18 protein-coding genes are annotated in these 18603 nt (G+C 63.8%); 15 read left to right on the forward strand and 3 right to left on the reverse strand.

Annotated features, from left to right (window positions below; all coding sequences use genetic code 11):
- Nucleotides 1-79 precede the first annotated feature (79 nt).
- From AWB74_RS32550 to AWB74_RS32590, 9 genes are all read left to right on the forward strand, one after another.
- A complete protein-coding gene (locus AWB74_RS32550; RefSeq protein ID WP_061150730.1) occupies nucleotides 80-1924 on the forward strand; it encodes a bifunctional 3-(3-hydroxy-phenyl)propionate/3-hydroxycinnamic acid hydroxylase in 1845 nt (614 codons plus the stop codon).
- Between the two features lies 1 nt (nucleotide 1925).
- Nucleotides 1926-2894 (forward strand): 3-carboxyethylcatechol 2,3-dioxygenase, encoded by a 969-nt coding sequence (locus AWB74_RS32555; RefSeq protein WP_061150731.1) that lies wholly within the window; start codon nucleotides 1926-1928, stop codon nucleotides 2892-2894.
- A 14-nt stretch (nucleotides 2895-2908) separates the two neighbouring features.
- Nucleotides 2909-3688, forward strand: coding sequence for a 2-keto-4-pentenoate hydratase (gene mhpD, locus AWB74_RS32560; RefSeq protein ID WP_087039331.1), 780 nt, complete (start codon nucleotides 2909-2911; stop codon nucleotides 3686-3688).
- Nucleotides 3689-3714: 26 nt separating this feature from the next.
- Entirely contained in the window at nucleotides 3715-4668 is a 954-nt protein-coding gene (locus tag AWB74_RS32565; RefSeq protein ID WP_061150733.1) for an acetaldehyde dehydrogenase (acetylating), read from the forward strand.
- Between the two features lie 12 nt (nucleotides 4669-4680).
- Nucleotides 4681-5700 carry a 4-hydroxy-2-oxovalerate aldolase gene (gene dmpG, locus AWB74_RS32570; RefSeq protein WP_061150734.1) on the forward strand — a complete coding sequence of 340 codons (1020 nt, stop codon included), beginning with the start codon at nucleotides 4681-4683 and terminating at the stop codon, nucleotides 5698-5700.
- Nucleotides 5701-5761: 61 nt separating this feature from the next.
- The gene (mhpT, locus tag AWB74_RS32575; protein WP_061150735.1) at nucleotides 5762-7012 is read left to right on the forward strand and encodes a 3-(3-hydroxy-phenyl)propionate transporter MhpT; all 1251 of its coding nucleotides are present in this window, start codon (nucleotides 5762-5764) and stop codon (nucleotides 7010-7012) included.
- A gap of 23 nt (nucleotides 7013-7035) precedes the next feature.
- A complete protein-coding gene (locus tag AWB74_RS32580) occupies nucleotides 7036-7905 on the forward strand; it encodes an alpha/beta fold hydrolase (protein WP_061150736.1) in 870 nt (289 codons plus the stop codon).
- A 95-nt stretch (nucleotides 7906-8000) separates the two neighbouring features.
- Nucleotides 8001-9212 (forward strand): DUF2252 family protein, encoded by a 1212-nt coding sequence (locus tag AWB74_RS32585; RefSeq protein WP_061150737.1) that lies wholly within the window; start codon nucleotides 8001-8003, stop codon nucleotides 9210-9212.
- Nucleotides 9213-9372: 160 nt separating this feature from the next.
- Nucleotides 9373-9846 carry a cache domain-containing protein gene (locus AWB74_RS32590; protein ID WP_235024766.1) on the forward strand — a complete coding sequence of 158 codons (474 nt, stop codon included), beginning with the start codon at nucleotides 9373-9375 and terminating at the stop codon, nucleotides 9844-9846.
- Here the strand turns inward: AWB74_RS32590 and AWB74_RS47490 are convergent, their stop codons facing one another.
- The 3 genes from AWB74_RS47490 to AWB74_RS32605 all read right to left on the reverse strand — a co-directional run bounded on the left by AWB74_RS47490 (nucleotide 9847) and on the right by AWB74_RS32605 (nucleotide 12373).
- Nucleotides 9847-10179 carry a hypothetical protein gene (locus tag AWB74_RS47490; protein ID WP_235024767.1) on the reverse strand — a complete coding sequence of 111 codons (333 nt, stop codon included), beginning with the start codon at nucleotides 10177-10179 and terminating at the stop codon, nucleotides 9847-9849.
- Between the two features lie 321 nt (nucleotides 10180-10500).
- Nucleotides 10501-11112, reverse strand: a complete 612-nt coding sequence (locus AWB74_RS32600) for a TetR/AcrR family transcriptional regulator (protein WP_200822064.1) — start codon at nucleotides 11110-11112, stop codon at nucleotides 10501-10503.
- Between the two features lie 34 nt (nucleotides 11113-11146).
- Nucleotides 11147-12373: an MFS transporter gene (locus tag AWB74_RS32605; RefSeq protein WP_087039327.1), complete on the reverse strand. Its 1227-nt coding sequence runs from the start codon at nucleotides 12371-12373 to the stop codon at nucleotides 11147-11149.
- Between the two features lie 221 nt (nucleotides 12374-12594).
- Here AWB74_RS32605 and AWB74_RS32610 point away from each other — a divergent pair, with 221 nt between their 5' ends.
- The 6 genes from AWB74_RS32610 (at nucleotide 12595) to AWB74_RS32635 (ending at nucleotide 18599) form a co-directional block, all read left to right on the forward strand.
- The gene (locus AWB74_RS32610; protein WP_160110340.1) at nucleotides 12595-13953 is read left to right on the forward strand and encodes a short-chain fatty acid transporter; all 1359 of its coding nucleotides are present in this window, start codon (nucleotides 12595-12597) and stop codon (nucleotides 13951-13953) included.
- A 45-nt stretch (nucleotides 13954-13998) separates the two neighbouring features.
- Complete coding sequence (locus AWB74_RS32615) at nucleotides 13999-15498, forward strand: class I adenylate-forming enzyme family protein (protein WP_061150740.1); 1500 nt, start codon at nucleotides 13999-14001, stop codon at nucleotides 15496-15498.
- Between the two features lie 23 nt (nucleotides 15499-15521).
- Nucleotides 15522-16337, forward strand: a complete 816-nt coding sequence (locus AWB74_RS32620; protein WP_061150741.1) for an enoyl-CoA hydratase/isomerase family protein — start codon at nucleotides 15522-15524, stop codon at nucleotides 16335-16337.
- A gap of 37 nt (nucleotides 16338-16374) precedes the next feature.
- The gene (locus tag AWB74_RS32625; protein WP_061150742.1) at nucleotides 16375-17370 is read left to right on the forward strand and encodes an MDR family oxidoreductase; all 996 of its coding nucleotides are present in this window, start codon (nucleotides 16375-16377) and stop codon (nucleotides 17368-17370) included.
- Between the two features lie 203 nt (nucleotides 17371-17573).
- Nucleotides 17574-18011: a YqaA family protein gene (locus AWB74_RS32630; RefSeq protein WP_061150758.1), complete on the forward strand. Its 438-nt coding sequence runs from the start codon at nucleotides 17574-17576 to the stop codon at nucleotides 18009-18011.
- A 69-nt stretch (nucleotides 18012-18080) separates the two neighbouring features.
- Complete coding sequence (locus tag AWB74_RS32635) at nucleotides 18081-18599, forward strand: GNAT family N-acetyltransferase (RefSeq protein ID WP_061150743.1); 519 nt, start codon at nucleotides 18081-18083, stop codon at nucleotides 18597-18599.
- Nucleotides 18600-18603 lie beyond the last annotated feature (4 nt).

An 18603-nucleotide genomic window follows, 5' to 3' on the forward strand; every position in this document is an offset into this window, starting at 1 on the left:
ATAGACTGCACACATCAAGACAGATTTCGCTTCCGCCGCCTTCACGCAGCGGTCCGCAAAACATATTCAGGAGACAAGCATGCGCCCCGCCTTCGACCCGGCGGCCGGCAACGGCCCCGCTCATTCGTTCGAAACGTCACGTCAGTCGATTTCCGCCGATGTCGCCATCATCGGCGCCGGTCCTGTCGGCCTGATGATCGCCAATATCCTCGGCCTTCAGGGCGTGCGCGTGGTCATCGTCGAGAAGCTGCCGCAGATCATCGACTATCCGCGCGCCATCGGCCTCGACGACGAAGCGCTGCGCGTGTTCCAGTCGATCGGTCTCGTCGATGAACTGCTGCCGCACACGACGCCGAATCACTGGATGCGCTTCACGCTGAACGGCAAGTGCTTCGCGTCGATCGAGCCGCGCACCGACGAGTTCGGCTGGCCGCGCCGCAATGCGTTCATTCAGCCGCTCGCCGATCAACTGCTGTACAGCGGGCTGAAACGCTTCCCGCATGTCGAGACCTTGCTCGGCCACACGGTCGACGGTTTCGCGCAGGACGAAGACGGCGTGACCATCGACGTGACGGACGCGGACGGCGCGCGCAAGACCGTGCGTGCGGGATACATCGTCGGCGCGGACGGCGGCAACAGCTTCGTGCGGCGCATGCTCGACGTGCCCTTCGAAGGCCGCACGAAGCCGAATCAGTGGATCGTGATCGACGTGCGTCATGACCCGCTCGGCTCGCCGCATGTCTATCTGCATTGCGATGCGAAGCGCCCGTACGTGTCCGCCGCGCTGCCGCACGGCATTCGCCGCTTCGAGTTCATGGTGATGCCGGGCGAAACGGAAAGCGAGCTCTCGAAGCCCGAGAACATGGCGGCGCTCGTGAGAAACGTCGTCGCTGATCCGCACAAGGTCGATTACATCCGTCAGCGCGTCTATACGCACAACGCGCGGCTCGCGAGCACGTTTCGCGTGAAGCGGATTCTGCTGGTCGGCGACGCCGCGCACATCATGCCGGTGTGGCAGGGGCAGGGCTACAACAGCGGCATCCGCGATGCCAGCAATCTCGGCTGGAAGCTCGCGATGGTCGTGAAAGGCACGGCGGGCGATGCACTGCTCGATACCTACACGATGGAACGCCGCGCCCACGCGCGCTCGATGATCCATCTCTCCGAAGTCGCGGGCGACATCTTCGCGCCGACGAGCTTCATCGGCTCGAAAGTGCGCGACGCGTTCGTGCGCAGCTTCAACGTGCTGCCTTCGGTGAAGCGCTATTTCGTGGAGATGCGCTTCAAGCCGATGCCGCGCTACGAAGAGGGCCTCGTGCTGCTGGACAAGCGCGAACGGCGCGACGGTCTGCTCGCCCGCATGATCGCAAAGCGCGGCCACTCGGCGCTTGGCCGCCTGCTCGGGCTGATGAGCGAGAAGCGCGAGTCGTGGATCGGGCGCGTGGTGCACGGACGCGATCCGCACGCGCATACGCCGGCGGGCCGCATGTTCATCCAGCCGCGCGTGCGTCTCGCGGATGGCGCGGTCGTGCGTTTCGACGATGCCATCGGCAACCGCTTCGCGATGATCGGCTGGGGCGCGGACCCGACCTTCTGCCTGACGCCCGAAGCGCGCCGCATCTGGACGTCGATAGGCGGCGTGTTCGTCATCGCCAAGCCCGATCCGCAGCTCGCGTTTCACGACGACGTCCCCGACGACGTGATTGCGCTCGGCGATATCGACGGGCGTCTGAAGGACTGGTTCGCGCGCGTGCCCGAATCCGTCGTGCTGCTGCGCCCGGACCGCTTCGTCGCGTCGATGTGCTCGCCGCAGTGCGCGTCGGATCACGTCCTGCAACTCGCGCAAAAGCTCGCGCATGTCGCGACGCCCGATGCGCAAGCGGACGTCACGCGTCTGCGCGACATCATCGTCGAAGGGGCCTGACGTGACGATTCATCTCGAATGTATGTCGCACACGCCGCTCGCCGGCTACTACGATCCCGCGCCGGAAGTCGTCGCCGAAGTCGAACGGATGCAGCGCGCGGCGCGTGAGCGCGTGCGCGCCTTCGATCCCGAACTCGTGATCGTGTTCGCGCCGGACCACTACAACGGTTTCTTCTATGACGTGATGCCGCAGTTCTGCATCGGCGTGAACGCGACGGCGATCGGCGATTTCGGCAGCGCCGCCGGTCCGCTCGCCGTCGCGCAGGAAGCCGCGCTCGCACTCGCCGATGCCGCGCTCGCCAGCGATATCGACGTGGCCGTGTCGTATCGCATGCAGGTGGATCACGGCTGCGCGCAGGCGCTCGACATACTGACGGGCGGCCTCGATCGTTATCCGGTCGTGCCGGTGTTCATCAACTCGGTCGCGCCGCCGATGGCTTCGTGCCGCCGCGCGCGACTCCTGGGAGATGCGATCGGACGCTTCATCGCGCACACGGATCGGCGCGTGCTGCTGATCGGTTCGGGCGGCATCTCGCACGAGCCGCCGGTGCCTGAGATTCACGGCGCGGATGACGTCGTCTCGGAACGTCTGATCGCGGGGCGCAATCCGTCGCCGGAATCGCGCGATGCGCGGCAGTCGCGCACGGTCGCCGCAGCCATTGCATTCGCTTCGGGCGACAGCCGTCTTCACGCGCTCAACCCGGCATGGGACCGCGCGTTTCTGGAACTGCTCGCACGCGGTGAAGTCGCCGCCGCCGACGGCTTCACGAATGACGCCATCACGCGTGACGCAGGCAAGTCCGCGCATGAGATCCGCACGTGGATCGCGGCTTTCGGCGCGCTCGCGGCATGCGGGCCTTACGAAGCATCGATCGACTATTACCGCGCGATTCCCGAATGGATCGCGGGCTTCGGCGCGATGCACGCCCATTCGCTCGGCAATGCGCCGTTGCATATAGCACACGCATGAAAGGAGAACACGACATGTCGAACATTCAGTCCATCGCCGCGCGTTTGCGTGACGCGCAGGCAACACGCGAACCCGTCGCGCCGGTGCGCGGTGAATCGCAACAAGCCGACGCCGCGCTCGCGTATGCGATCCAGCAGGTCAACGTCGATCTGCGCGTCGCGACCGGCGAGCGCATCGTCGGCAGAAAGATCGGGCTGACGTCGCCGGCGGTGCAGAAGCAGCTCGGCGTCGATCAGCCTGATTTCGGCGCGCTGTTCGCGTCGATGGCCTATGGCGACCACGAGCCGATGCCGCTCGCATCGCTCATCCAACCGAAGGTCGAAGCCGAGATCGCGCTCGTGCTCGAACGCGATCTCACCGCCGACAAGCACACCTTCGCCGATCTGATTCGCGCGACCGCGTATGCCGCCGCCGCGATCGAAGTGGTGGACAGCCGCATACGCGACTGGGATATCCGCTTTTTCGATACCGTCGCGGACAACGCATCGAGCGCGCTCTTCGTGCTGGGCAGCCGTCCGGTGCTGTTGCGCGATATCGATCTCACCGCATGCGCGATGACGCTTTCCCGCGATGGCGAAGTGCTCTCGCGCGGCAACGGCTCGGCGTGCCTCGGCAATCCGCTCAACGCCGCGGCGTGGCTCGCGGACCGCATGGTGCAGCTCGGCACGCCCTTGCGCGCGGGCGACATCGTGCTGACGGGCGCGCTCGGCCCGATGGTCGCGGTGAAAGCGCCCGGTTCCTACCTCGCACAGATCGAAGGCCTCGGCAGCGTGCGAGCCACATTCAGCGAATGACACACGAAGAGACACGGAGACACTCGATGGCAACAAGCAACCCCAAACGCCGTGCCGCGATCATCGGCTCGGGCAACATCGGCACGGATCTGATGATCAAGATCATGCGCCGCAGCGAACATCTCGAAGTCGCGGCGATGGTCGGCATCGATACCGCATCGGACGGACTCGCGCGCGCGGCGCGGCTCGGCGTGGCGACGACTCACGAAGGCGTGCAGGGCCTCGCGCGCCTGCCCGTGTTCGACGACATCGACTTCGTGTTCGATGCGACCTCGGCGGGCGCGCATGTGAAGAACGACGCGTTCCTGCGCGATCTCAAGCCCGGCATCCGCATGATCGATCTGACGCCCGCCGCGATCGGTCCGTACTGCGTGCCCGTGGTGAACATCGACTCGCATGTCGATGCGCTCAACGTCAACATGGTCACGTGCGGCGGGCAGGCGACCATTCCGATGGTGGCAGCCGTGTCGCGCGTCGCGAAGGTGCATTACGCGGAGATCGTCGCGTCGATCAGCAGCAAGTCGGCGGGACCGGGCACGCGCGCCAACATCGACGAGTTCACCGAAACCACGTCGAAGGCGATCGAAGCAGTCGGCGGCGCGGCGAAGGGCAAGGCGATCATCGTGCTGAATCCGGCCGAGCCGCCGCTCATGATGCGCGATACCGTCTACGTGCTGTCCGAAGCGGCCGATCGCGCGCAAATCGAAGCATCGGTCGCGCAAATGGCGGCGGCGGTGCAGGCGTATGTGCCGGGCTATCGCCTGAAGCAGTCCGTCCAGTTCGACGACATTCCCGCCGATGCGCCGCTGAACCTTCCGGGCATCGGCAGCTTCAGCGGTCTGAAGACGTCGATCTTCATCGAAGTCGAAGGCGCGGCGCATTATCTGCCCGCCTACGCGGGCAATCTCGACATCATGACGTCCGCCGCGCTCGCCACCGCCGAGCGCATGGCGCAGACGCTCGTCAACACGGAAGCATGAGGCGACACCGAAATGGACAAGAAACTCTATATCTCCGATGTAACCCTGCGCGACGGCATGCACGCGATTCGTCATCAGTACTCGATCGACGATGTTCAGGCAATCGCCCGAGCGCTCGATGAAGCCAGAGTGGACAGCATCGAAGTGGCGCATGGCGACGGCCTGCAAGGTTCGAGCTTCAACTACGGCTTCGGCGCGCACAGCGATCTCGAATGGATCGAAGCCGTCGCCGATGTCGTGAAGCACGCGAAGATCGCGACGCTGCTGTTGCCGGGCATCGGCACGATCCACGATCTCAAGGCCGCTTACGACGCGGGCGCGCGCGTCGTGCGTGTCGCCACGCATTGCACGGAAGCGGATATCTCGAAGCAGCACATCGAATATGCGCGAGAACTCGGCATGGATACCGTCGGCTTTCTGATGATGAGCCACATGACGACGCCCGCGAATCTCGCCGTCGAAGCGAAGAAGATGGAAAGCTATGGCGCGACGTGCGTGTATGTCGTCGATTCGGGCGGCGCGCTGAACATGAACGATGTGCGCGATCGATTCCGCGCGCTGAAGGGCGCATTGAAACCGGACACGCAAACGGGCATGCACGCGCATCACAACCTGTCGCTCGGCGTGGCGAACTCGATCGTCGCGGTGGAAGAAGGCTGCGACCGCATCGATGCGAGTCTCGCGGGCATGGGCGCCGGCGCGGGCAATGCGCCGCTCGAAGTGTTCATCGCGGCGGCCGAGCGCATGGGCTGGAACCACGGCACGAAGCTCTACACGCTGCTGGACGCCGCCGACGACATCGTGCGCCCGTTGCAGGACCGCCCGGTGCGCGTGGACCGCGAGACGCTCGCGCTCGGCTACGCGGGCGTGTATTCGAGCTTCCTGCGGCATTCGGAAGTTGCTGCGAAGAAGTACGGGATCAAGACCGTGGACATCCTCGTCGAGCTGGGCAAGCGGCGCATGGTCGGCGGTCAGGAAGACATGATCGTCGACGTCGCCCTCGATCTGAAAAAGCGCGCCGCGCACGCCTGACAACTTTCGATGAGCGAAGCGCCATGAAGAGCGCCGCATCCATCCAACCGGAGACTTTTCGATGAAATCCTCAACGACCGCGCGCATGCCTTCCGGCGGCGCACTCACCATCGGCCTGTGCCTCGTGGTCGCGCTGCTGGAAGGGCTGGACCTGCAATCGACGGGCGTCGCCGCGCCGCGCATGGCGGCCGAGTTCCATCTCGCCGTCGCGCAACTCGGCTGGGCCTTCGGCATCGGCGCGCTCGGCTTGTTGCCCGGCGCGGCGATCGGCGGACGTCTCGCCGACCGCATCGGCCGCAAGCGCGTGCTGATGGCGTCAGTGGCGCTGTTCGGCCTCTTTTCCATCGCGACGACGCAGGTGTGGGATCTGCAAAGCCTTTTGATCGTGCGCTTCCTGACGGGCCTCGGCCTCGGCGCCGCGATGCCGAACCTGATCGCCCTGTGCGCGGAAGCCGCACCGGCCGAGCGGCGCGGCGTGGCCGTCGGCGCGATGTATTGCGGCATGCCCTTCGGCGCGGCGCTGGCGGCGGTCATCGGCATCGTCAGTCCGGGCGATGCAGGCTGGCGGCACATTTTCTATGTCGGCGGAATCGGACCGCTGCTGACGCTGCCGCTGCTCGCGCTGTTTCTGAAGGAGTCGACGCAATTCGTCACGACGAGCGGTCACGTGCGCAGCGGCGTCGCGCAGGCGTTGTGGAAGGAGGGCAGAGCGGGCACGACGCTCGCGCTGTGGACGAGCTATCTCGGCACGCTGATCGTGCTGTACTTCCTGATGAACTGGCTGCCGTCGATGGTCGTCAGCCGCGGTCTCACGCGCGTGCAGGCGAGCGTCGTGCAGATGATGTTCAACATCGGCGGCGGGATCGGCGCGATCGTCATCGCGGGGCTGATGGATCGCATCGGCAAGCGGCCGGTCGTCGTCGGCATGTATGTGGGCATCGCCGGGGCGCTGCTGGCGCTGGCGGGCGCGACGGGCAGCGTGTCGATGACATGCGGCGGCCTGCTCGCCGGGCTGTTTCTGGTCGGCGGGCAATCGGTGCTCTATGCGCTCGCGGGCGCGGCCTATCCGACGCACGTGCGCGGCACGGGCGTCGGCGCCGCCGTGGCCGTGGGCCGCGTCGGCTCGATGGTCGGGCCGCTGATCGCCGGGCAACTGCTCGCACTCGGCCAGAGCGCGTCGATGCTCGTGCTGTCGAGCATTCCGCTGATCATCATCGCGGCTGTCGGCGCGCTGACGCTGGCCGCGAACCTGACGCGCATTGCGCACGATGTGCCCGATCCGTCGCGCGCGCTTCGAACCGAATCCATCTGAACGAATCACCGAGGAACACTGACATGACGACGACCCAACAACGCTGGACCGAAGCCGACACGAGCAAATTCGTGAGCGTGATGGAAGGCGACACGGAACTGCGCATCCACTACAACGACACCGGCGCAGGCCGCGAAACGCTGGTCATGCTGCACGGCTCGGGGCCGGGCGCGAGCGGCTGGGCGAATTTCTACCGCAACGTCGATGCGTTCGCGGACGCGGGCTATCGCGTGATCCTCATCGACTGTCCGGGCTGGGGGAAGAGCGATTCGATCGTGTGCACGGGTTCGCGCTCGGACCTCAACGCGCGCGTCGTGAAGAGCGTGCTCGACACGCTCGGCATCGAGCGCGCGCATCTCGTCGGGAACTCGATGGGCGGCCATAGCGCGGTGGCGTTCGCGCTGTCGCATCCCGAGCGCGTCGGCAAGCTGGTGCTGATGGGCGGCGGCACGGGCGGCCCGAGCCAGTTCGTGCCGATGCCGACCGAAGGCATCAAGCTGTTGCAGGCGCTGTATCGCGATCCGTCGCTCGAGAACCTGAAGCGCATGCTCAACGTGTTCGTGTACGACGCGAGCACGATGACCGAAGAGCTGATGCAAACCCGTCTGCAGAACATGCTGGCGCGGCGCGATCATCTGGATAACTTCGTGAAGAGCCTCGCCGCGAATCCGAAGCAGTTTCCGGACTATGGTCATCGGCTGAACGAGATCAAGGCGAGCACGCTGGTCATCTGGGGACGCGACGACCGCTTCGTGCCGATGGACGTCGGCCTGCGTCTCGTGTGGGGCATGCCGAACGCCGACTTCCTAGTGTTGGGGCGCTGCGGGCATTGGGCGCAGTGGGAGCATGCGGAGCGCTTCAACGAGACGGTCGTGGGGTTCCTGGCGCGGTAGCGACGTATTACGTGCCATACCGTCATGTAAGGCGACTGCAAGACCGCGGCACGCAATCTGCAGTCGGAGCGTTGGACTTTTGAGCGCGACGAGACATGAACAAAAACACAAAGGCAAAGAAGCGGCGGCCGGCGCCCGAGGACCGGCAGGCCGTATTGACGGAACAACGTCGACGGAAGATGGCTCGCTCGCCGCATGCGTACGTCAGAGGCAATACCGAGCGGTTCTACGAGTGGGTGATCGAGTCGAATGGCGATGCATTGCCGCACGGACCGGCTGTCTGGATCTGCGGCGACTGCCATACCGGCAACCTGGGCCCGATCGCCAATGCGGAGGGAAAAGTCGAGATTCAGATTCGCGATCTCGATCAGACGGTCATCGGCAATCCGGTACATGACCTGGTTCGTCTCGGGCTGTCGCTCGCGACCGCCGCGCGGGGATCGTCCCTGTCGGGGCTGAACGTCGTTCGCATGATCGAGGCGCTGGCAGCCGGCTATGAGTCCGCCTTTTCGGATCAGGACATCGAGGCCCGGCGTCCCGAACCCGTTCACGTGACGATGAAAGAGGCGATCCGGCGGTCATGGCACCATCTCGCACGCGAGCGAATCGAGGACCTCCATCCATCGATTCCCTTGGGCAAGCGCTTCTGGCCGCTCACGAAGGAAGAGCGCGGCGAGATCGAAATGCTCTTTCGCAAGAAGGAGATCGCCAGCCTGGCGACCTGCCTGAAAGACCGGAACGAATCGGGCGACGTGGTGGTGCTGGACGCCGCCTATTGGGTCAAGGGCTGCAGCTCGCTCGGCCGCACGCGCTATGCGGTCCTGCTCGACGTGGATGGCGGCGTCGTCGAGGGAGACGATCTATGCCTCATCGACATCAAGGAGGGCGTGAAGGCGGCCGCTCCTCGCTATAAGGATGTCGCGATGCCACGCGATAACGCCTTGCGCGTCATCGAAGGCGCGCGGCATCTCTCGCCCTTCCTCGGCGAGCGCATGCGGGCCGCGCGTCTGCTCGATCGCGGGGTGGTCATTCGCGAACTCTTGCCGCAGGACATGAAGCTCGAAATCGAGCGGCTGGACAAGGACGACGCGATGCATGTGGCGCATTATCTGGCCGCCGTGGTCGGGAAGTCGCACGCACGACAAATGGATGCGACGACGCGAAAAGGATGGCAAGCCGAGTTACGACGCAACCGCTCGAAAACGATAGATGCGCCTTTGTGGCTTTGGAGCAGCATCGTCCAGCTGGTGAGCAGTCACGAAGCCGGATATCTGGAGCATTGCCGCCGTTATGCGACCGGGACGTGATCGTCTCTCCGATTCCCACTGCCTTCGCAGCCTTGGCCACCGTGTAGCCATGCTCCAGCACGAGCCCCACCGCCTCACGCTTGAATTCCTCTGAAACCGCTCTTCTACCCATTTGACACCTCGCTGGTCGATCGAAGTCTACCTTTTGAAGTGTCCAGGATTGTTAGATCATTACAAACAAACCAAAGCGCTGGTCGAGAAGGCCGCCGCGTTGATAGACAGCAGAGGCAAAGCCGCGTTTTCCGAGTTCAGGATCAAAGGCAGTGAGTGGTTCCATGGCGACACCTATCTGTTTGCGTACGATCTGAATGCGAATGTCCTGTTGAATCCGGCCTTCCCTGCACGGGAAGGAACTAACGTCCACGGCCAGAAAGATGCCAACGGCAAGCTATTTCATGACGCCATGATCCGGACGGCTGAAACAACGGGATCGGGCTGGGTCGACTACATGTTCCTGATACCGGGGCAGACTGAGCCATCGCATAAATGGACCTATGTGAAGGCAGTCACGATTGACGGAGTTTCAGGCTTGGTGGGTTCGGCTTCGATTCGCAGTAGGGTCGGGCTGGCGGCGTTGCGTTGTCATCTCCTGCAACTTTCCCGCAAGTCGCCGTTTAGTCGCCTTACCGCATGATCATCCTCGTGCGGGCTTGTCTTCGGTTGGCAGCGAGGGAATACGATGAACGCCGTAGGTATTTTCCAATGCGCTAGGCGAATGCGCCGGCTGATTGCAGTCCGACAACGCGAGCGTGAGGCCGTCGTTCGGGTCGCCCGCGAGCACGCTCCTGAAGTAGTCGAAGAATACGGAGTTCTCCGGATCCGCGCAGAGTACCCGCGTCTGATGGCCGCGGTACGCGACGTAGCGACCGAGCGTCGCGATCGTTCCGCCGGTACCGCCGCTCGATACGAGCCACGTCGGCACAGGAAACTCCTCGGCGGCCATCTGCTTGAAGATCGGCCTTTGCAATCGACGCCCCAGTTGCGTATGTCGACTTCCGCTCCCGCCGATAAGTCGAGCCGCTATCGGCGCGGAGCCGGCCGGGATGACCGGACCGCTCCGTTACCCGCCTTTGGATCGTCGACGATGCGACCGTTGGCAATGGGGCGAAAAGACTCATTCGTCGCGCATGGTCAACGTTTTCTGGCGCTCGGCGCTCGCACCGGCGGCGGGCATTCCGTTGAGAGTCCTGCTCCAGCCATTGTCTGCGCTCATGTCTTCTCCTTGATGTTGTACGCGCTGTCGTTCGTACGATTGCTCTAGCAAGACCGTCCGGCCCGCGCTCAGCGCTCAGCGTTTGTCGCGAGGCGCGAGATGCGCGAGGAACGCGGCGCTCGCGTCATCGAGCGGCTCGCGGGACTTCTCGAGCTTCGAGCACATCACCGCGCCTTCCCACGCATTCCAGAAGTAGCGCGAAAGCGCGGCGGTGTCGGCGTCCGCGCGAATCTCGCCGTTCGCCTTGCCTTCCTCCAGACATGCGCGAATCCTGCCGCGCCAGTCTTTCAGCACATCCATGAGCGCCTTGCGGAAAGTTTCGTCGAGCGCGGCCAGCTCCTGACTCAGATTGCCGACGAGACAACCACGCTTGAACTTGTGCCGCTGCATGCCGATCGCGGCGTCTTCCGTGAACGCCTTGATGCGTTCGAGCGGCGAGAGGCTCGTATCTTTCAGATGCATGTCGAGTTTCTTCGCGAAGTACTCGTGATACGCCTGAATGACCTCCAGGCAATACGCGTCCTTACTGCTGAAGTAGTAGTGAAACGAGCCTTTCGGCACGCCCGCGAGCGCGACGAGTTCGTCGAGCGAGAAGTTATGAAAACCCTTCTCGGTGAGGATCGCGACGCCGAGCCGGATCAGCTCGGAGCGGCGGCCACTATCCCTTTTGGTTGCAACGGTTGCCATGATTCTGACGTCCTTCGAATGGTTGATGCTTTTTCTACCAGCGCGGCTGTTTCTTCAGAAGCGGGCTCATCGCGATCAGACCGAACAGCGGGCCTGGCAGCAAGAGCAGGGAACTCCACGCACCCAACGCGTGATACACACTCGTCGCCGAAAAAATCGAACAGGCCGAGATGAAGAAGCCGAGACTGTTCTGTATCGTCAGCGCGCCGCCGACCCGTTCGGGCGGACAGGCGCGCACGGAAAGCGCGGAGAACTGCGGTGAATCGGCGACCACGCTCACGCCCCAGATCAGCAGCACCGCGAGTTGCGCGTAGACGGGCGCTTTATCGGCGAAAAAAGGATAAAGCAGACAGATCGATCCCGACACGAACAGCGCGATGAACGCCGCGCGCGCACTGCCGAAGCGCTTGCTGAACGCGCCGCCCGCGATGCAGCCCAGCGAGCCGATTCCGATGACCGCGAACGACCACAACGCGACATCGCGCGTCGACGCCGCGGTACCGCCCTGCAACGCATGCGCGACGAGCAGCGGAACGAGCGTCCAGAACGCGTAAAGCTCCCACATGTGGCCAAAGTAGCCGAACGCCGCCGCGCGAAATTCCCGCGAACGAAACACTGAGCGCGCGTTGCCCAGGCCCGCCTTCGATTTCGTCCGTCGCGCGTGCGGCCCTTCGCCGAGCGTCAGCACCATCGCCGCGCCGATGAGCGCCAGCATCGACGACGTAAGCACGACCGTCTGCCACGGCACCGCATCGAACGCGCCGCGTATCGCGTGCACGGAAGCCGTGCCGAGCGTCAGCATCGCGACGAGCCACGCGAGCGTCTGTGCCGCGCGCGCAGGCGCCCATGTCACGAGCAGCTTCATGCCGAGCGGATAGATGCCCGCCAGCGCGACGCCGACGCCAAATCGAAACACGACCGCCGATGCGAAACCCGTACTGCACAGCGCGAAGAGCGCGTTGAGCGCCCCGCCGAGCAGACCGCATGCGGCGAAGACGCGGCTCGTCGGCAAGCGGTCCGCGATGCCCGTGAACGCCGAAATCAAGGTCCCGACGATGAACCCGGCCTGCACGGAGTTCGTGAGCCAGCCCATGCCCGACGCGGTGAGATGCCACGACAACTGCAAGTCGTGCATGGCCGCGTTCGCGCTGAACCACAGCGATGTGCCGAACAACTGCGCGATCGCGATCACCGCTATCGCGCGATTGGCGCGCGACGCCGCCTGTATGTCCGTTCGATCCGCGCCCAGCCCGGTGCTCACGTGGAAGTCTCCTCAAAGTTCATGTTCGATATCTTTCGAGCCGCGTCAGTACTTTCCCGAAACCACTATAGGTTTTTGTAGACGACCAGTCAACTAGGGGCTATAACGTCTCTAACTGACCGGTCGTCTAGTACCACGCCCACATGACTGAGCGACATGAAACGCATCAGACAACGGAGACATGAGCAATGGAAAAGGTGAACGCAGGAGCGGCGGCGTCAATGAACAGGCCCGTGCGATCTTACGGGCTACGCGGATTCACACGCGTATGCGTGGTGCTGGTCGAAAAAGTGATGCCGGATCCGTTCGTCATCGCCGTATTGCTGACTTTGCTGACGTGCGTGCTCGCGGTCGGCTTCGCGCCGCATGGCGATATCGGCACCGTCGTCACGAGCTGGTACGACGGCGTATTCAAGATCGCGAGCTTCGCGTTTCTGGTCGCGTTGACCCTCGTGACGGGACACGCGTTGTCGACCTCGAAACCCGTGTCGATGCTGCTCAGGAAAGTCGCGTCGTATCCGACCACCGCGGCAGGCGCGATGACGCTCACCTTCTTCGTCTCGATGGTGAGCGGCCTGCTCAACTGGGCCGTCGGCCTGGTGGTCTCCGCGCTGTTCGCCCGCGAGATCGCCAAGCGCGTGCGCGTGGATTTCGCGTGGCTCGTCGCGGCGGCTTACGCGGGCTGGTCGTTTTATCCGTGCGGTCTGTCGAGCTCCATCGCGTTGCTGAGCGCGACGAAGGGCTCGCCGCTGAACATCATCGAGAAAGTGACGGGTTCGGTGCTGCCGATGCGCGAATTCCTGCTGTCGCCGTTGAACTTCGTGCCCGTCATCGTTCTCGGCGTGCTGGTTCCGCTCGTGTTCCGGTTGATGAAGCCGCACGACAGCGAGACCATCGCGGCGGACCCGGCGAAGCTCATCGAGGAAGACACCGTCGATGTATCGAATGAACGTCCGAAGACCTTCGCCGCATGGCTCGATCACGGATGGGTACTTAACCTGATTCTCGTCGCGCTGGGCTTGGGCTATATCGTGATGAAGGTCATGGCAGGCAAGTTCACGATGGACCTGAACATGCTCGTCATGATTTTCCTGATCCTCGGTCTGGTCACGCACTGGACGCCGCGCGCGTATCTCACCGCCATCAACAATGCCGCGCGCGTCGCGGGTCCGGTGCTGCTTCAGTTCCCCATCTACGGCGGCATCATGGGCGTCATGACGGTCACGGGCCTCGCCGACGAAATGGCGAAATGGTTCATCAGCTTTTCGACCACGCACACGCTGCCGTTCTGGACCTTCGTGTCGTCGGTGCTCATCAGCATGTTCGTGCCGAGCGCGGGCGGACACTGGATCGTGCAGGCGCCGTTCGTGGTGCCTGCCGCGCAGCATCTCGGCGTCTCGCAGCATGCGGTCGCGATTGCCGTTGCGCTCGGTGAAGGCGTGGCCGACATGGTGCAGCCGATGTGGGTCATTCCGCTGCTCGCCATCGCCGGCGTGGGCATGGGCCGCGTGATGGGCTTCACCGTCATCATCTTCTTCGTCATGCTCGCGGTCATGGGAGGCACGCTCCTTCTGCTGTAAGCGACGCGTTCAATCATTCGCCTACTTTGATGTCACTGAAAGCTCATGGATGAAATGAATAACCTCGGCTTCACTCTGGCGGCCGCGTGCAGAAAGCACGGCGCGGCGATCGCCATTGAAGCGGCTGAAACGAAGCTGACGTACGCGGCGCTGCTCGACCGCGCGATGCATGTCGAGCGCGCGCTCGCCGCCCACGGCTTGCAAGCCGACGAACCGGTGCACGTGTTCGTGTCCAGTCATCCGGCGGACCTCGCCGGTTTTCTCGGCGTGTGGCTCGCGGGCGGTGTCGTGGTGCCGCTGCATCGCACGTCGCCGGCGAGCGTGATCGACAGCGTGCAAGGCCGAAGCCGCGCGCGGTTCGTGGTCGATGTGGCGCGCGCGGATCAAGCCGAAGACGACGCCATCGCGCGTTTCGGCGAAACGCCGCCGCCGGTGCGCGCGCAACTCGAACGCGCTGCGATGATCATCTTCACGTCCGGCTCGACGGGCGCGCCGAAGGGCGTCGTGATCGGTCACGATGCGTTCAGCGGCAAGCTTCGCGCCATCGACGCGATGATCCACTTCCGCCGCAACGAACGCACGCTGCAACTGCTGAACATCACGTTCAGCTTCGGCATCTGGTCGAGCCTTCTGACGCTGATCGGCGGCGGAACCATCGTGCTGCCGCAGAAGTTCGTTCCGGCGCTGCTGCTCGAACAATTGCGCAATGAAGAGATTCATCGCGTGGGCGTGGTGCCGACAATGTTGCGCGCGATGCTCGCCGTGCTCGCGCAAGACGCCGATGGCCTCACCGCCGCCTGTCCCGCGCTGCGCCAGATCCTGACCGGGGGCGAGCAGTTGAGCGAGCAGCTCGCGACGCAGGTCGCGCAGCTTTTCCCTGATACCGATCTCGTGAATATCTTCGGCCTCACCGAAACATCCACGTGCGATTTCTTCCAGTTTCCGCGGGACCGTCAGGCGAATCCGCATTCGCTGGGTCTGCCGTCGAGCAACGTGCGGTTTCGCGTCGTCGATGAACTGAGCGCGCCGTGCGGGCAGGGCGTCATCGGCGAATTGCAGATCACGAGTCCGTTCCTGATGAGCGGCTACCTCGATGAACCCGGTCTCACGCAAGCCGCGTTCTCCGATGGCTGGTTCAGAACCGGCGACCTCGCGCAACTCGAAACGGACGGCCAGGTGCGTCTGATGGGCCGCTCAAAGGAACTCATCTCGCGCGGCGGCAACAAGGTGACGCCGATGGAAGTCGAGCGCGCCCTCAAGCAATACGACGCTGTTTGCGACTGCATGGTCGTCGGCGCGCCCGATGACATTCTCGGCGAACGCATTCACGCGCTGATCGTTCCGAACAGCGGCTGCGCGATCGAAGCGGACCCGTTGCGCGCGTTTCTCTCGACCCGGCTCGACCGCTTCAAGATGCCGGACTTCATCTACATCGCCGATGCCCTTCCTATCGGGCGAACCGGAAAGGCGGACCGGCGCGAGCTGCGCAACATGATTTCGGGCGGCGCGCTGTCACCGTTGTCATCGCTTGCAGGCCGTTCCTGATACCGAACCGGAGAGAGACATCGATGTCCGAATTCATCACGCTCAAATACGAAGTCAAAGAGTCGATCGCGATCATCACGCTGAACCGTCCGGAGCGCCTGAACGCGCTGGGCAAGAAGTCGCTCGAAGAAATCAACGCCGTCATGAACCGCGCGGAAGGCGACGCAAGCGTGCGCGCCATCGTCATCCACGGTGAGGGCAAGGCGTTCTCGTCGGGCTTCGATCTGAAGGAACAGATGGAAGCGCGTCCGGAAGGCGCGGCCGTGTGGCGCGAAATTCTCGACCGCGATTTCGATACCACCATGCGCTTCTGGGACTGCCCGAAGCCGACCATCGCCGCGGTGCACGGCGCCTGCGTGGCCGGCGCGTTCGAGATCGTGCTCGCGTGCGATATCACCGTGGCCGCGCGCTCGGCCATCTTCGGCGAGCCGGAGCTCAAGTTCGGCGCGGGCATCGTCACGATGCTGCTGCCGTGGATGACCAACCCCAAGCAGGCGAAGGAAATCATCCTGACAGGCCTCGACCATATCGATGCGCAAAAGGGCGCGGAACTGGGCTTCGTCAATCGCGTCGTCGATGACGGCGAGCACCTGAACGAAGCGCTGCGAATCGCGCGCACGATGTGCGTCATCGATCCGAACCTGATGCGCGAAACCAAGCGCGCGATCAATCACAGCTTCGAGGCGCGCGGCATGAAGGAGACGCTCAAGCACGCGCTCGATATCGACCATGCGGTCGAGACGGCGGTGTCGCCCGACAAGAAGGCATTCATGGAAGTGGCGCGCGCGCAGGGCATGCGCGAGGCCATCCGCTGGCGTGACCGCCGCTTCGAAGTCTGATGCTGCAAACCCAAATCATCTAACTGGAGAACACGTGATGACCGGACAGACGTTCAATGCAATGATGCTCCGCGAGGAAGACAAGAAGACCAAGGCCGCGATCGAGAAGCTGAGCTTCGACTCGCTGCCGGGCGAAGACACGCTCGTGAAGATCGAATATTCGACCATCAACTTCAAAGACGCGCTGGCCGTCACGGGCAAAGGAAAGATCGTCAAGACGTGGCCGCTGGTTCCGGGCATCGACTTCTCGGGCGAAGTGGTCGAGACATCGAATCCGAATCTGCGCGCGGGGCAGAAAGTCGTGCTGACCGGCTGGAGCGTCGGCGAGAAATACTGGGGCGGCTACAGCCAGTATCAGCGCGTGCGCGGCGAATGGCTGGTGCCGCTGCCCGAAGGACTCACCACCCGGCAGGCGATGATGATCGGCACCGCGGGCTTCACCGGCATGCTGTGCGTGAACGCGCTCGAAAGCGCGGGCGTGACGCCCGCGAGCGGTCCCGTGCTCGTGACGGGCGCGGCGGGCGGCGTGGGCAGCGTCGCGGTGGCCGTGTTGGACAAGCTGGGTTACGAGGTGTTCGCGCTCGCCGGCAACGAAGAGAAGCACGAATACGTGAAGGGCCTCGGCGCGAAAGCGTTCGTCGATGGTCCGCAATGGGCCGATGCGCCGCGCGCGCTCGAAGCGCAGAAATGGGCCGCGGCAATCGACACGGTCGGCTCGAAAGTGCTCGCGCGCGTGCTCGCCGAGATGAACTACAACGGCGTGGTCGCGGCGTGCGGGCTCGCGGGCGGCGCCGACTTGCCGACCACGGTCATGCCGTTCATCCTGCGCGGCGTGAAGCTGATCGGCGTCGATTCGGTCATGCTGCCGTCGAAGGATCGCATCAAGGCGTGGAACCGCATCGTCATCGATCTTCCCGCTGCGCTGCTCGACGGCATCACCGCGCAAACGGTTCGGCTCGAAGACGTGGGCCCCGCAGCGGAAGCGATGCTTGCCGGCCGACTCAAAGGCCGCGTGCTGGTGGACGTCAACTGACGTTTGCGCGTTGCGTCGAACATGCCCGGATGCTTCGCTGCTCATGCGTGCATCCGGGTCGCATGAATCGGGACCGGCTATGATGCGCGTACTTTTGTCATCGCGCGCTGCTATAAAAAGCACGGAACGTTCATGGACACTCGCAACTTGCATTCGGGCATCGCAGTCGCTCGCCGATGCGCTCGGCACCGGACTGCGCGCCCATGCTGACATGGTCGGTCTACGGCGGCCTGTTTCTCGCGGCCTTCGGCGCGGCGACGCTGTTGCCGCTTCAGTCGGAGGCGGTGCTGGTCGGGCTGCTGCTGAGCAAACACTATTCGGTGAACCTGCTGCTCGCGGTGGCGACGGCCGGCAACGTGCTCGGATCGGTCGTCAACTGGCTGCTCGGCCGCTATATCGAACGCTGGAAACACAAACGCTGGTTTCCCGTTTCCGATGAAAAGCTCGAAAAGGCGCAACGCACCTACCGACGCTTCGGCCAGTGGTCGCTGCTGCTGAGCTGGGCGCCGGTGATCGGCGATCCGCTCACGCTGCTCGCCGGCGTCATGCGCGAGCCGTTCGCGCGCTTCTTGATCCTCGTGACGATCGCCAAGCTCGGCCGATATCTCGTCCTGACGCTGGTGACGCTTTCCATCGTCTGAAGTTGGCGCGTCATTTTTGTTCGACTACTATAGTAGACATTAGTCAACTATGAAATACGGGTTCGAACGATGAATATCCGCGATGCAGGCCCGGGCGATCTCCCGGTCATCACCTCGATCTACAACGACGCCGTGCAGCACACGACGGCGATCTGGAACGACAAGCTCGTCGACGTCGCGAACCGCACGCAATGGCTCGCCGATCGCGAGAAGCAGGGCTATCCGGTGCTGGTCGCGGTCGACGAAGCCGGCGAAGTCCTGGGCTATGCGTCGTTCGGAGACTGGCGCGCGTTCGATGGTTACCAGCACACGGTCGAGCATTCGGTGTACGTGCATGCGACTCAGCGCGGCAAGCGCATCGGCGATGCGCTGATGCGCGCGCTGATCGAACGTGCGCGTGCCATCGGCAAGCACGTCATGGTCGCGGCGATCGAATCGGGAAACAAGGGCTCCATCCGCCTGCACGAAAAGCTCGGCTTCAGCCACGTGGGGCAGATGCCGCAGGTCGGCATGAAGTTCGGCAAGTGGCTCGATCTGACGTTTCTGCAGTTGATTCTCGACGACCGCGCGACGCCCGACGCCGCGTAAAACT

This window comes from Caballeronia arvi (assembly GCF_001544695.2).
Taxonomy (GTDB): Bacteria; Pseudomonadota; Gammaproteobacteria; order Burkholderiales; family Burkholderiaceae; genus Caballeronia; species Caballeronia arvi.

Bases quoted from the DNA above. Each gene is read 5' to 3' on its own strand.
- dmpG (WP_061150734.1), top strand. From the start codon at position 4,681: ATGGACAAGAAACTCTATATCTCCGATGTAACCCTGCGCGACGGCATG.
- AWB74_RS32610 (WP_160110340.1), top strand. From the start codon at position 12,595: ATGAACAGGCCCGTGCGATCTTACGGGCTACGCGGATTCACACGCGTA.
- AWB74_RS32625 (WP_061150742.1), top strand. From the start codon at position 16,375: ATGACCGGACAGACGTTCAATGCAATGATGCTCCGCGAGGAAGACAAG.
- mhpT (WP_061150735.1), top strand. From the start codon at position 5,762: ATGAAATCCTCAACGACCGCGCGCATGCCTTCCGGCGGCGCACTCACC.
- AWB74_RS32580 (WP_061150736.1), top strand. From the start codon at position 7,036: ATGACGACGACCCAACAACGCTGGACCGAAGCCGACACGAGCAAATTC.
- AWB74_RS32635 (WP_061150743.1), top strand. From the start codon at position 18,081: ATGAATATCCGCGATGCAGGCCCGGGCGATCTCCCGGTCATCACCTCG.
- AWB74_RS32600 (WP_200822064.1), bottom strand. From the start codon at position 11,112: ATGGCAACCGTTGCAACCAAAAGGGATAGTGGCCGCCGCTCCGAGCTG.
- mhpD (WP_087039331.1), top strand. From the start codon at position 2,909: ATGTCGAACATTCAGTCCATCGCCGCGCGTTTGCGTGACGCGCAGGCA.
- AWB74_RS32615 (WP_061150740.1), top strand. From the start codon at position 13,999: ATGGATGAAATGAATAACCTCGGCTTCACTCTGGCGGCCGCGTGCAGA.
- AWB74_RS32620 (WP_061150741.1), top strand. From the start codon at position 15,522: ATGTCCGAATTCATCACGCTCAAATACGAAGTCAAAGAGTCGATCGCG.
- AWB74_RS32565 (WP_061150733.1), top strand. From the start codon at position 3,715: ATGGCAACAAGCAACCCCAAACGCCGTGCCGCGATCATCGGCTCGGGC.
- AWB74_RS32630 (WP_061150758.1), top strand. From the start codon at position 17,574: ATGCTGACATGGTCGGTCTACGGCGGCCTGTTTCTCGCGGCCTTCGGC.
- AWB74_RS32550 (WP_061150730.1), top strand. From the start codon at position 80: ATGCGCCCCGCCTTCGACCCGGCGGCCGGCAACGGCCCCGCTCATTCG.
- AWB74_RS32585 (WP_061150737.1), top strand. From the start codon at position 8,001: ATGAACAAAAACACAAAGGCAAAGAAGCGGCGGCCGGCGCCCGAGGAC.